Raw genomic sequence first — 12775 nt, 5'->3', positions numbered from 1 at the left:
CGCGCAACGGCGCGAACGTCCGGGCGAACATTCCGACAATACGAACTAGACTGAAATGTCGGCCGCCTGCCCGCGAGAACAAAGCCGTGCGGCCCGTCGCGATGGAGAACTCCCATGCCGAAGACCGTTTTCTCAGCCGAGCAGATTCGCGATGAAGCGCAAAGTCGCGTGGCAAAAATTAGCGCGAATACGCCGGAAGAACTGCGCGTGCGCATACCGCTGCCCGAACGGCACCCGCCCGATGCCGCCGGCAGGAACTGGAACATGGTGCCGCTCAACGAGAAGGGCACCGACTTCACCCACGAGGTCCGGCGCATCGTCGAAGACATGCGCACCGAGTTCGTTCTGCCGGATTGACGCTGCAACGCCGCAGGATCGCGTGAGCGGTTCCGTTGAACGAGGTCGGGCACACAACGGCTTGTATGGTCGGGCGATGAGTTCGGAGAGTGAACCGGACGATCTGTGCGCGGCACTCACGCTGTACGCCGATGACGGCGGCGTGGAACTCGACCGGAACGCAGCCGGACATGCGTTGGGTCGTTGCAGAGGACCAGATCCGGCCCGATGAAGCGATAGACCGCGCGGCGGCAGGATCGCGACAGATCTGGGCAGAAACCGGAAAGAAGCTTGCGCGGACCATGGCTAGAGTGGCTAGAAGCGGAATCAGGACGACGTGATCCGACGCCGACGCCTGGAAGCGTCCATGGCAGTACTTTTCGGGCCGAGTCAAAAACGCAAGGAGCGAATTCATGCCGGATACGGAAACCACGTTTGCTGCCGCCGGGCAGCACGACGATCAGATCCCGCTGCGCAAGCTCTTCGAACCCGTCAAGGTGGGGCCGTACAACCTGCGACATCGTGCCGTGATGGCACCGCTGACGCGTTCGCGCGCGAGCCGGCCTGGCAACATACCGTCTCAGCTCAATGCCTGCTATTACGCGCAGCGTGCATCGGCCGCGCTCATCATCAGCGAGGCGACGCAGGTGTCGATGCAAGGACAGGGCTATGCATGGACGCCCGGGATTCACAGTCGCGAGCAGGTCGAAGGCTGGCGGCTCGTGGCGAACGCCGTGCACGAGGCAGGCGGGTTGATGTTCATGCAGCTCTGGCACGTCGGACGCATATCGCACCCTTCGTTGCAGCCTGATGAAATGCTGCCTGTTGCGCCGTCTGCGCTCCAGCCGGAAGCGGAGGCGTTCATCGAGAACGAGCGCGGGGAAGGTGTCCTCGCGCCCTGCGTCACGCCCCGCGCGCTGCAGATCGAAGAGATGCCATACCTCGTGCGCCAGTATTTCAGGGGTGCGCGCAACGCAAAGGCTGCCGGTATGGACGGCGTCGAAGTGCACGCAGCGAATGGGTATCTGCTCGACCAGTTCCTGTTGTCGGGCACAAACCACCGCACGGACGAATATGGCGGGTCGAGCGAGCGCCGGGCCAAGCTGCTGTTTGAGGTGATCGAGACGGTTTGCGAAGTCTGGGGGCCCGAAAGGGTGGGCGTGCGGCTTTCCCCTCTCGGCAGCTTCAACGACATGCATGACGACGATCCCGAGGCGACGTTCTCTTACGTCATCGAGAAACTCAATCGATACCGGCTCGCTTATTTGCACATCGTTAATCCCGCGCTGGCGGCGACCGGTGAGGACGGCACTTTCACGGAGCGTGCGAAACGCATGAGCGAGATGATACGGCGCACCTATCGCGGTGTGCTGATGGTCGCAGGCGGGTTCGACGGCAGCAGTGCGGAAAGATGGCTCGAGGATGGCAACGCGGACCTGATCGCGTTCGGACGCCCGTTCATCGCCAATCCCGACCTGCCCGAACGCCTCCGGCTGCACGCTCCGCTCAATTCGCCGGACCCGTCCACGTTCTACGGAGGCGGCGAGCGCGGATACACCGACTATCCGTCGCTTGCGCAGGAGCGCGGGGAGGCCCCACGGTCCGTCATCGACGGGCGTTGGAGATAGACCGTCGTTGACCGGCGAGCCCGCTGACGTCACGCGACGATTTGCGATGGCCGCAGAGTCGGCGATCGATCATTGCTGAGAGGCGCACCATGGTTGTGACTACCTGGGTTGTCGTTGCCGACGGCAGCCGTGCACGAATCTTCGAGACACCGGGACTTAAACTGGAATTGCGGGAAATCGAAGACCTCGTCAATGTCGGCCCAAGTGGACCGGCGCTGAGCGAGAAGGATCGCGAAAAGTTCGCGAAGACCGTCGCCGACTATATCGAACAGGGGCGGCTCCATCAGCGGTATCAGCGATTGCGGTTAGCCGCCGAGCCGAAGTTTCTCGGGATGCTGCGCGCGCGCCTGAGCGAGGAGACGCGTCAGATGATTTTCGAAGAGATCAACGAAGACCTCTCGGCCCTCGATGCGCGCGAAGTTCAAGCGCACCTGCGAAGTCATTGACGGCGAACTGCCCGGTCGTAGGCCGCATTCAATGCGTCAAGCCGTCAGAGAGTCGGGCCTGCACGCGGGCGTGTTCTCTCTGGTTCGCGGCGGCGGCTAACCCCGATACCGTCGCTTCGATACAACAGCGATTCGAGCCGTGGGATGAAGCACGGAAGCGCTGCGCCTTGTGGGCTGGGACACCACCAGAATTGTGGCGAAATTGTGGCGAATTACTTCGGAAATACGCAAAGGTCCAATCCAGACCGGAAATGAAGTGCGCCGCCTGGGCGGTTTTATACTCGCCCCGCTGTCTTCTGACGCAATCCCAACACGCTCGAGTTAATTCATGAAAAAGATTCGCATCGCCCTCGCTGTCTCCGTTGCGCTTGCCGCGACGGCCGCCCACGCACAGACCTCGGTCACGCTGTACGGCCTCATCGACGCCGGTATCACGTACACGAATAACGTCGGCGGAAGCAGCCGGGTTGCACTGGCGAGCGGCAACATCAGCGGTAGCCGCTTCGGCCTGCGTGGCACGGAAGATCTCGGTGGCGGCCTGAAGGCCGTCTTCGTGCTCGAAAATGGCTTCAACGTCAATAACGGCACGCTCGGCCAGGGTGGCCGGATGTTTGGTCGTCAAGCGTACGTCGGCCTGAGCAGCAACAGTTTTGGCACCGTCACGTTGGGTCGCCAGTATGACTCCATGGTTGATTTCGTCGCACCGCTGTCTGCCACGGCAGGCCCGTTCGGTGACTCGGGTTTTGCGCATCCATATGACAACGACAACCTGCAACATAGCGTTCGCTTCAACAACGCGGTCAAGTTCACCAGCCTTGACTATGCGGGCTTCAAGGCTGGCGGTATGTATGCGTTCAGTAACACCCAAACAGGCTTTGCTGTCGATCGTGCGTACAGCGCGGGAGCCAGCTACAAATTCGGCGGCTTGAACGTGGCTGCCGCCTACCTGCAGATCAATGGTTCGGGCGCTTCGAATCCGAATACGACGGGTGCCGCTGATCCAACCGAGTTCAAGGGTGGCCTGACGTCGGATGTGCAGCGTACGGCTGGTGCAGGCGTGAGCTACGGCTTCGGCCCTGCGACGGTCGGCTTTGTTTACACGCACAGCCAATATCAGAATACGAACGCGTTCGGGCTGAAAAATGGTGGCGCTCATTTTGACAACTACGAACTCAATGGCAAGTACGCAGTTACGCCAGCGCTCATGCTCGGCGTTTCTTATGCCTACACCGATGCGCATCTGAGTGGTGCAACGTCGTTCGGCGCCGATCCGAAGTGGAATCAAGTCAACGCGATTGCGCGCTACTCACTGTCGACGCGTACGGAGCTTTATGCCGAAGCCATGTACCAGCATGCAACCGGCAACAAAAACGTCGCAGTCATGTACAACGCAGGTGGCGCTTCGTCGACGGGCAATCAGGTCATGGGTTCGGTCGGTATACTCACCCGCTTCTAAGGAAGTCTGGCGCACAGGGCTAGCGAGTTAGCCCTGTATCTGCGCAAGAGCCGTGTGCGCCGGCGAGCCACCCGCCGGCGCAGATTCACCTTGGGCTCGGGCACAGCGCACTTCAACGAAGACTCTTCGGAGTCGTCGGGAATCACTCGATAAAGTCCATCGTCCTCTCAACGCGATTCTGAATGCGCCTGCGTTTTGTCCGATATTCGTTTGGCATCGGCAAAGTTTGTGGACTACGCTCCCCTTTGCTATGCGACATTAAAGCGTGGCTGACTCACGAAGTCACAAATTCGCGGACTTTCGTGCACCCCTTCTGCACGTGCCTGCCGACACCGGGCAAAACTACTGCTTGGTGAAGCGTTTCGCCAGTTAGTTTTGCCAGTTAACTAGCTAGCGAACGACGAGCTTTCTCGCATCCTGTGAGCCAAAGCTAATAGCACCGACGGCCCTCTTTCTTCCATCGCTCGTTTCCGCAAACAGCGGCAGCCCTATCGCTGCACCGATTCTCTAATTCCATTCCGTTTGAATTCGGCGTCTCATCCCGCCAGGCAATGGGCCCCTGCGCTGAGATGGTTCGCGCCAGATTGGGTAACAAGGAGATTATCGTGAAGATCAAACCATTCAGCATTCTCTCAGCAACCGCCGTGGCGCTTCTCTTACTCAGCGGCGCCGCGCAAGCCGAGGGTCCCGGTGGACACGACAGCCACGAGGGACACGACGGACACGGCGGCCCACGCGGCCTTTGTTCGAACGCAACGCTCAGAGGACCGTATGCATTTACCGGTCACGGCGAAATTATCGGATTGATAGGACCGAATAATAAAGTCGCTCCCTATGCGTCCACGTTGATTCTTGATGACGTCGCCCTCGTGACGTTCGATGGCACGGGCGGCTTCACGCGCACCGACTTCGGCATGATCGGCGGGCTGCCGAAAGGGGGCCTGACGACCTTCAATCCAAACCAGAACGGAACATACTCGGTGAACTCCGATTGCACCGGCACCATGAAAATCATTTATACCGCCGGGGGAGCCGTGCCGGCGGGTGTCGAGACTGACCTGAACATGGTCATCGCTGCGGATGGGACGCTCGTCGAATCCGTTGTTTACAGGGCGGTCACTGTCTCTGGCGCGAGCGGAGACAACTCGGTAACGTGCCCGCAATATTGCGAGCAGGCTGTGCAAGAAAATTTCGAGGGGAAGAAAATCGTTGTCTACGGCTTCCGCTAATCGGGTTCCAGATGGGCTCACGCTCGCTGAGGCGCTTGCCATGAGCGGCGCTGAGCCCAGCCTTCGGCGAAAATTCCTGGTCCTTTAGTTCCGCACCGTCCGCCTGACGATGGGGTCGCCTACTCGACCTCTCGCACTCATCTAAATTCTTGTGCAACCCCGGCGAAATACAGCTAGGTGAAAGTCAACGTTCACGGACTCGACGCAATCACGTTGCACATTGATGGTCCGGCAGGTTGTTGCGTTACCCATCATCGCGGGGAGACGGCGATCACGGCAGGCACAATGAGGTCGAACATGTGCTTCTCGTCAGCTTCGACGGTTTGCACGAGTAGTAGATAGCCTGAAGCGAAACCGCCTTTGCGACATCGACGAGCCAGAACTCAGATCGTCCCAAACAATGCCCTCGGCCGATCCTTTAGCGTGCCCGCCAGCAACCGCAACGCGCTCACGAGCTGATCGCGGCTCGATGCACACGCGAGATTGATACGCACGCCATGCTCGATTTCCGAGCGATCCACCGCGAACGCCGACGACGGCATGACCACCACGCCGCGCGCCTTCGCGTTGGCTGCAAAATCATCGGCGCGCCAGGGCGGCGGCAGCTTCAGCCAGACGAACATGCAGGCGGGATCGGTCTGTAGCAACGACTGCGGCAACAACTCCCGCGCGAGCGCCTGACGCGCGCGAATCTCCGCGAGTTGCGCATCCATGATGTGGCGCGCGGTACCGTCCTCGATCCAGATCGACGCGATCAGCATCGACATCGGCGCGGGCATCCACGCGGTAGTGCGCACGGCCTCCGCGCACAGCGCGGAACTGTCGGGCGGACTCGCCAGATAGCCGAGCCGCAGCCCGGGCGCGAGAATCTTCGACGTCGCGGCAATATGGAAGGTCAGCTCCGGACACAGACTCGCGAGTGTCGGCAGACGCTGAGACACCAGTGGTCCATATACGTCGTCTTCGATGATCGCGACACCGTGCCTGCGCGCGATGTCGACGAGCGCCATCCGGCGCTCGAGACTCATCGTCGTGACAGTCGGATTCTGCAGATTGGGCACCGTGAAGATCGCCTTGACCGGCATGCGCCGGCATGCGGCGTCGAGTTCATCTGTCAGCAGGCCGTCGGCGTCGCTCGGAATGCCTACGATCTCGAACTGGAACACGGGCGCAAGCGCCTTCAGCCCGTAGTAGGTGAGCCGGTCGGCGAGGATCACGCCGTCCGTGCCGATCAGACTGTTCAGCACGGCATACAGGCCGTGCTGCGCGCCGCTCGTGACGACCACGTGCGCGGCATCCGGCGTAAATCCGGGCGCCGCCATCCAGCGTGCGCCAGCCGCGCGCGCCCATTCGGGGCCTTGCGGCGGCTGGTATTCCTGCAATTGCGAATAGCGTGGATCGCGTGGCAACTCGGCGAGCGTGCGCGCCAGACACTCCAGAAATTCGCCCGTGGCCGGCCGGTTCACCGTCAGGTCGATGGCGGCATTGTTCGTCGCGCGCGCCGGTTCAACGCTCGGCATCGCGCCGCCCGTCACTAGCGAGCCGCGTCGCTTGCTGCCGATCACCAGCCCGCGCAATTGCAATTCCTTGTAGGCGCGCGACACCGTCGACACGTTGATGCCCAGTTCAGTCGCCAGTTGCCGCTGCGGCGGCAGACGGCTGCCGGGCGGATAGACGCCGCTGCGGATTTCGCTCTCGATCGAGCTAGACACTTCGATGTAGGTCGATCGCTTCGTCTGCTCCGGCGCGCCGTTGGCCGCGCGGGCTGCGTCTTTGCCAGAAGCCATAAGATCAACTGTCTCCATACAAACCGGCTTTGTCCGCAATTGTGCGGAGGTGTGGCGATTCTATACCAGACACGCCCGAGCGTATGCCTTCCTGACGGTCCCGACGTGGTCGTGGACAGCGGCGAAGATTGTGCCCGCCTTCATCCAGGGAAAATGCCAGGACCACACAACAGTCGTTTTAATTGCACACAAAAATTTATTGTGTGATTCTAGATGCCAGAGTTTGTCTGGTAGCGAGCGTGTCGCGACGCCGCCAGGCATCGTTCGGGAATCAGCCAGCAGGAGTGTTCCAGTGCGTGTTACGCAGTCCACGGTCTCCGACGCACCGCCCAAATCCGGCGCGGCTTTACGTCAACAGCACGTCACGATGATCGCGATGGACGCCAGTAATGTCTGAGATCGCCATCGTCGGCGCGGGATTCATCGGCCTTGCCAGCGCTGCTTCGTTGATGCGCGACGGACATCGGGTCACGCTATTCGATCCGTCCGGCGTCGGGCAAGGCGCATCGTTCGGCAACGCAGGGACGTTCGCGCATTACGCATGCATTCCGGTGAACAACCCGTCTGTGTTCCGTGACCTGCCGCGCTACCTGTTTTCAGGCGACAGCCCGTTCAGGCTGCGCTATCAATACCTGCCGCACCTGGTGCCGTGGCTCGCGCGCTTCATGATGAGTTCGCTGCCGCGCCGCTATGAGGCGAGCGCGGTCGCGCTCGCTGCGCTGCTCGCGCAAGCGCAGGAAGGCTATGCGCCGTTGCTGGCGAATGCCGAACTCGCGCGCTTCGTGCGGTCACGTGAATGCCTGTATCTCTACTCCAGCGCAGCTACGTTCAACGCGGCGCGTCCCTCGCTCGATCTACGCAAGCAGCTCGGTGTCACCTTCGACGTGCTGGGCGGCAACGACATTCGCGCGCTCGAACCATCGCTCGCGCCGATTTTCGAGCGCGGCGTGCTGTTCAGCGACAGCTGGCATTTCTCGGATCCGCAAGGCTTCCTGCAAGCGCTTTTTGAGCAACTGGCGGCGCAGGGACTGACGCTGCAGCGTTCGACTGTCAGCGCGGTGCAGCCTTCCGGCGATGGCGCAAGCGTGACGGCCGACGGAGTCACGCGGCGCTTTGGCCATGTGGTCATCGCTACGGGCGCGCGCTCAGCGCAGTTCGCGCGGCAATGCGGCGACGTCGTGCCGCTCGACACCGAGCGCGGCTATCACGTGCGTTATCCGGGCGCGCAGCAACTCATTTCGCGGCCTGTCGGCTGGGCCGAGCGGGGCTTTTACATGACGCCGATGAGCGACGGCATCCGCGTCGCGGGAACCGTCGAACTGGGCGGCTTCAGCGACACGCGCAACCGCTCGTTGCTCGACCTGTTGACGTTCTCATCACGACGCGCGTTGCCTCTGCTCGAAACGCCGGACTCCAGCTGGCTCGGCTTTCGTCCGACCTTGCCCGACGGTGTGCCGGTGCTCGCGCGCTCGCGTGCAAGCGAGCGTGTGATCTATGCATTCGGTCACCAGCATCTTGGGCTCACGCTGGCCGGCGTGAGCGGGCGAATCGTCGCGGCCCTGGTTGCGCGTCGTTCGCCTCCGCTCGATCTTGCGCCATATGCGGCGACGCGTTTTGGCATTTAGCGAAGGACCAGACTGCGGACAACTCACCGGACACAGCAGCGACAGGTTTCAGTTTCATCTACCCATACGTGGGACGGTTTCGACGCGTCGCGCATCGAACCGCTCGTTCGACATAACGCGCGACGTGACATCTCGCAAGGAGCTCATCATGAATCGCCGCAACTGGCTGTTGAATTTCGCCGTCTGCCTGCTCGGCGCGCAGACGCCGTTTGCGTCGGCAGCCGATCCGGAAGTCGTCAAGATCGGCTTTGTCGGACCTTTAACGGGCCCTGTTGCGCGGGTTGGGAAAGACCTGCAGTACGGCGCGCAACTGGCGATCGACGAAGAAAACGCACGACATCCCACTGTCGGCGGGAAGCCAGTCAAATTCGTGCTCGACGTGCAGGACGATCAGGCCGATCCGCGCGTTGCGATCCAGGTCGCGCAGAAGCTGGTCGACGATGGCGTGGTCGGCGTGATCGGCCATTACAACTCGGGTTGCAGCATTCCGGCGTCGACGGTCTATCACCAGGCAAATGTTGCAATGATCACGCCGGGCTCGACCAATCCGCAATTGACCAAGCAGGGCTACAAAAATGTGTTTCGCACGATGGGCCACGATGGCATCGGCGGTGTGGTCGCAGGACATTTCGTGGTGGAGCAGATGAAGGCGAAGCGAATCGGCATCATCGACGACCGCACAGCGTTCGGCCAGGGTCTCGCGGACGCCTTCGAAAAGGGCGCCAAAGAAGCAAACGGCAACATCGTTGTTCGCGAATTCACGAACGACAAAGCGGTCGATTTTCGCGCCATCCTGACGACGTTGAAGAGCAGGAACGTCGATCTGATTTTCTTCGGCGGCCTGGATGAACAGGGCGCAATGCTGATCAAGCAGATGCGCTCTCTGGGCATGAACGCGCAACTGTTCGGCGCGGGCGCGTTGAAGAGCAATGCGTTCCTGCAGATCGCCGGGACCGCGGGCGACGGCACGCAGGATCTGGAACCAGGTCCCGCGCTCGACAAGCAGCCGGCTGCGCTCGAGTTCGGCAAGCGTTACAAGGCACGCTTCAATCAGGACGTGGAACTGTACGCGCCGTTTGCGTATGACGCGGCGCTCGCGATGCTCAAGGCGATTCACACGGCGAATTCGCTCGACCGCTCGAAGATCGTCGACAGTCTGTCGAAGGTCAACGTCACGGGCGTGACCGGACAGATCGCGTTCGATCCGTACGGCGATCTGATCAAGCCGCCGTACACGTTGTTCCAGGTTCAACAGGGTCAATGGAAGAGCATGAAAACGCTGGGAGGGAGCGGCGCCTGAAATGCGCAATTACACACCTACACGAAGTGTCGGCGGCGTCTAATGTGCTTGCTCTTCGCAACCGCGACGAGCCATAAAGATCCGCACTGGTCTGCTCGCAGTTCACCGTGTCTGCGAACAGCCAGGTGTGGCGGTGAGAAAAGTTACTCGTCCAACGAGGACGCCTGCGCAATGTCCTTATATGGCTTGCCCGACTCGAGTTCTTTCATCGTCTCGACGGGCTTGTTGTAGTACTTGTCCAGAACGGCCTGGGCCGTGGCCGGTGACGGCGGCTCAGAATTGCGTCGCTCAGGCGCTTGCCGCCTGATAGTGGATGGATCGGCTCTGCTCTGCCCGCCGAGCGGCTTGCCCTCAATAGTCTGGTTGTCCCCGAACTTACCAAAGCGGCTCAGCCGTTCGAACTCGGAGGAAGAACCGCCATCACTGCGCTTGACGCGCGCATAGGAGCCGCCGAACTCGCCGGGCTGGCCAGGAAGATCCGTCTGATTCAGAGAATGTATGCCGCCAGGCGGGTGATATTCGACTTCATTCGATCCAAGCGGTCTGGTTGGCTTGGGTGGCTTGGGCGCACTGCCCAATTTCTGCTGGCCGAGGGCCTTCTCAAGTTTCTTTCCTTCCAGTTGCGGATTCTGGTCCTTAAAGGCGCCGACATCCGCTTCATGTTTTGCCAGCTTAGCCTGATGGTCTGCGTTTCGCTGAGCCATCTCATCAGCGGAGAACTTCTTCGTATATGTGCTCTTGACGACAAATCCGCCACCCTCCTGGAACGCAACGTCCTTATGTGCCTTTCCCGCTTCGAGTTTCGGCTGCAGCTTGGTTTCGACACCCACGTTTCCGGTGCCTTTGAACTTCTGCGCGGCCTTTGCAACGAGGAACAGGCGGCCAGCGGAAGCGCGCGGACTGGTCGGTGAAGGTGGCAAAGCGGCCAGCGCCGGATTCCTGGCGCGCGCTGACGGTGATGTACTCAACGGCTCAGACGAGCCCGTGGACGAATGTTGCGTGACGCTCGACGTGTTGATCGTCAAATTGGGTTTCGTTTTAATACTGGACACAGCTAGCTCCTTGTTCGAGACGAGTCCTCCAGCCAGTTCTGCAGTCTCAGCAGAGCGAGCGCAGACACGTGAGGGCGCGAGTCAAGACTAGCGGACGTTGTCGAGATACGGCGCGTAGCCGCGAAGCTGCCCTACGCGGACGCGAAGCAACCGCAACGGAATTCGAAGCGCTCGCCGTGGATGTCGATCCCGATCCTGGTCAACCACGCAGGTTGGTCACACTTCCGGACGCCGAACCAAACAGCAATCCGCAAAATGCGATCTGAACGCATGCTTCAGCAGCTTTGCTGCCCGTACACCTTCGCACTTCGAATCGACTATTGACTGGATGTCTTCGATTGAAAAATTAAGGTAGCGTCCGCTTTATTGTCCTTGTCAGATAGCTACCAGCGCACGTCGCTGTGACAGATAAATAACGCACACTAACGCACAAGATCCGATGCCCACTGCGTTCGCCCATACCGTCAAAGAGAGCTTTACGACGCTCACGCCGACGGCCAAGCGCATTGCGAGCTATATGCTGGCGAATCTCGACCGGCTCGGTCTTGAAACGGCCGATCAGATTGCACAGCAGACAGGAACGAGCGGCATTTCCGTTGGACGCTTCCTGCGCAGCGTCGGTTATCGCAATCTCGATGAGCTGAAGCGCGAGTTACGCGGCGCGCAAACGCGTCCCTGGTTCATTACCGATCGCCTCGATGCCTATCGCAGCGAGCGCCATCAAGAAGACACGCAAGGCACGAGTTCGCAAGGCGACTCACTGGCACGGTCAATGGAGCTGGAGGTAGACGCCGTACGCGATGTCTATCAGCTCGCACGAAGCGAAGGATTTGGGCGAGTCGCAGAGCGCGTTGCCACGGCTGACGCCGTGTATGTCGTGGGCATTCAATCGACTCGCGGCATCTCGAATGCGTTTTTCAGCTACCTCGAATACCTGCGACCACGCGTGTTCTATTCCGACGGAATGTCGGGCTCGTACGTGGATTCACTGAACTCCGAATTTGCATCGCCCTACCTGATCGTGACGGACACGCGCGCCTATTCACGCATCGCACGCCGCTATTGCGAAGCCGCGACGCAGCGCGCCATCGCCTTCGCGCTCGTCACCGATCTCTATTGCCCGTGGGCGCGCGATTTCGAATGCGATCTGTTGCAAGTCAAGACGGACGTCGGCCAGTTCTGGGACTCGCTTGCGCCGCTCACGTGTCTCTTCAATCTTCTGCTGAGTTCAATTGTTGAATGTCTCGGCCCCGCCATCGACGGGCGCGTTGCGCGCAATCGCGAACTGCAGCGCGAACTCGATCAATTCGAATTCTGATAGCCATGACCGACACTCCTCGCCTGATACCTATCACCCCCGACACACATCGGGTGGATATCGACCTCGTTTATGCGACGTCCCGCAACTTCACGGGCAAGCCGATCTACCGCGAAGCGCATTGCCTGCTGCTCGAACCCGCCGAAGCTGCATTGCGCAAAGCCGTCGAACTCGCGGACAGCGCAGGCATGACGTTGCGTATCTTCGACGCCTATCGGCCGCCGCAAGCACAAAAGGTGCTGTGGGACTTTCTGCCCGACCCGACGTACATCGCCGAATTGGGCCGTGGCTCGAATCATAGCCGTGGCACAGCCGTCGACCTCACGCTGATAGACGGCGACGGTCAACCGCTAGACATGGGCACCGGTTTCGACGAGATGGTGAAGGCTTCCGAGCATTTCCATCAAGGGCTGCCGCAGTCTGTGCAGCGCAATCGCCTGCTGTTGCTCGGCATCATGCACGCGGCCGGCTTTGCGCACATCGCAAGCGAATGGTGGCATTACGAATTGCCTGGCTCGCGTGCGCTGCCGGTTATAGACAACAGCGAAAGCGGCCCGTTGAAGTTGATGTGACCTGGTAGGTTCTGGCTGTCCGTTTG

The 12775-nt window shown here is 60.6% G+C and carries 11 protein-coding genes; 9 read left to right on the top strand and 2 right to left on the bottom strand.

Translation table 11 applies throughout. The features are described 5' to 3' along the window. The first annotated feature begins 114 nt into the window (after positions 1-114). From SB753_RS30100 to SB753_RS30080, 5 genes are all read left to right on the top strand, one after another. Positions 115-357, top strand: a complete 243-nt coding sequence (locus SB753_RS30100) for a hypothetical protein (protein ID WP_020071074.1) — start codon at positions 115-117, stop codon at positions 355-357. Between the two features lie 392 nt (positions 358-749). Beyond that, a complete protein-coding gene (locus SB753_RS30095; RefSeq protein WP_410803496.1) occupies positions 750-1964 on the top strand; it encodes an alkene reductase in 1215 nt (404 codons plus the stop codon). 89 nt (positions 1965-2053) lie between these two features. After that, positions 2054-2410 carry a host attachment protein gene (locus SB753_RS30090; RefSeq protein ID WP_087752704.1) on the top strand — a complete coding sequence of 119 codons (357 nt, stop codon included), beginning with the start codon at positions 2054-2056 and terminating at the stop codon, positions 2408-2410. 328 nt (positions 2411-2738) lie between these two features. Further along, positions 2739-3866: a porin gene (locus SB753_RS30085; protein WP_020071077.1), complete on the top strand. Its 1128-nt coding sequence runs from the start codon at positions 2739-2741 to the stop codon at positions 3864-3866. Between the two features lie 605 nt (positions 3867-4471). Further along, entirely contained in the window at positions 4472-5095 is a 624-nt protein-coding gene (locus SB753_RS30080) for a hypothetical protein (protein ID WP_310071895.1), read from the top strand. A 383-nt stretch (positions 5096-5478) separates the two neighbouring features. Here SB753_RS30080 and SB753_RS30075 read toward each other — a convergent pair whose 3' ends face one another. Then, positions 5479-6882, bottom strand: a complete 1404-nt coding sequence (locus tag SB753_RS30075) for a PLP-dependent aminotransferase family protein (protein ID WP_410803494.1) — start codon at positions 6880-6882, stop codon at positions 5479-5481. Between the two features lie 389 nt (positions 6883-7271). Here SB753_RS30075 and SB753_RS30070 point away from each other — a divergent pair, with 389 nt between their 5' ends. Beyond that, positions 7272-8507, top strand: coding sequence for an NAD(P)/FAD-dependent oxidoreductase (locus SB753_RS30070; RefSeq protein WP_410803492.1), 1236 nt, complete (start codon positions 7272-7274; stop codon positions 8505-8507). A gap of 148 nt (positions 8508-8655) precedes the next feature. Next, a complete protein-coding gene (locus SB753_RS30065) occupies positions 8656-9807 on the top strand; it encodes a branched-chain amino acid ABC transporter substrate-binding protein (RefSeq protein ID WP_020071081.1) in 1152 nt (383 codons plus the stop codon). A gap of 143 nt (positions 9808-9950) precedes the next feature. Here SB753_RS30065 and SB753_RS30060 read toward each other — a convergent pair whose 3' ends face one another. Continuing rightward, on the bottom strand, positions 9951-10832 hold the full coding sequence (locus SB753_RS30060; RefSeq protein WP_410803490.1) for a hypothetical protein: 882 nt from the start codon (positions 10830-10832) through the stop codon (positions 9951-9953). Between the two features lie 466 nt (positions 10833-11298). Here SB753_RS30060 and sapR point away from each other — a divergent pair, with 466 nt between their 5' ends. Both sapR and ddpX read left to right on the top strand, forming a co-directional pair. Then, the gene (gene sapR / locus SB753_RS30055; RefSeq protein WP_204523753.1) at positions 11299-12177 is read left to right on the top strand and encodes a sap1 transcriptional regulator SapR; all 879 of its coding nucleotides are present in this window, start codon (positions 11299-11301) and stop codon (positions 12175-12177) included. Positions 12178-12182: 5 nt separating this feature from the next. Then, a complete protein-coding gene (ddpX, locus tag SB753_RS30050; RefSeq protein ID WP_027805108.1) occupies positions 12183-12749 on the top strand; it encodes a D-alanyl-D-alanine dipeptidase in 567 nt (188 codons plus the stop codon). Positions 12750-12775: the final 26 nt, after the last annotated feature.

The organism is Paraburkholderia sp. SIMBA_053, from assembly GCF_046534895.1.
GTDB classification, from domain to species: Bacteria; Pseudomonadota; Gammaproteobacteria; order Burkholderiales; family Burkholderiaceae; genus Paraburkholderia; species Paraburkholderia caledonica.
This window is presented reverse-complemented; position numbering and strand designations above follow the sequence as displayed.

Bases quoted from the DNA above. Each gene is read 5' to 3' on its own strand.
- SB753_RS30095 (WP_410803496.1), top strand. From the start codon at position 750: ATGCCGGATACGGAAACCACGTTTGCTGCCGCCGGGCAGCACGACGAT.
- SB753_RS30100 (WP_020071074.1), top strand. From the start codon at position 115: ATGCCGAAGACCGTTTTCTCAGCCGAGCAGATTCGCGATGAAGCGCAA.
- SB753_RS30070 (WP_410803492.1), top strand. From the start codon at position 7,272: ATGTCTGAGATCGCCATCGTCGGCGCGGGATTCATCGGCCTTGCCAGC.
- SB753_RS30065 (WP_020071081.1), top strand. From the start codon at position 8,656: ATGAATCGCCGCAACTGGCTGTTGAATTTCGCCGTCTGCCTGCTCGGC.
- SB753_RS30090 (WP_087752704.1), top strand. From the start codon at position 2,054: ATGGTTGTGACTACCTGGGTTGTCGTTGCCGACGGCAGCCGTGCACGA.
- SB753_RS30075 (WP_410803494.1), bottom strand. From the start codon at position 6,882: ATGGCTTCTGGCAAAGACGCAGCCCGCGCGGCCAACGGCGCGCCGGAG.
- ddpX (WP_027805108.1), top strand. From the start codon at position 12,183: ATGACCGACACTCCTCGCCTGATACCTATCACCCCCGACACACATCGG.
- sapR (WP_204523753.1), top strand. From the start codon at position 11,299: ATGCCCACTGCGTTCGCCCATACCGTCAAAGAGAGCTTTACGACGCTC.
- SB753_RS30085 (WP_020071077.1), top strand. From the start codon at position 2,739: ATGAAAAAGATTCGCATCGCCCTCGCTGTCTCCGTTGCGCTTGCCGCG.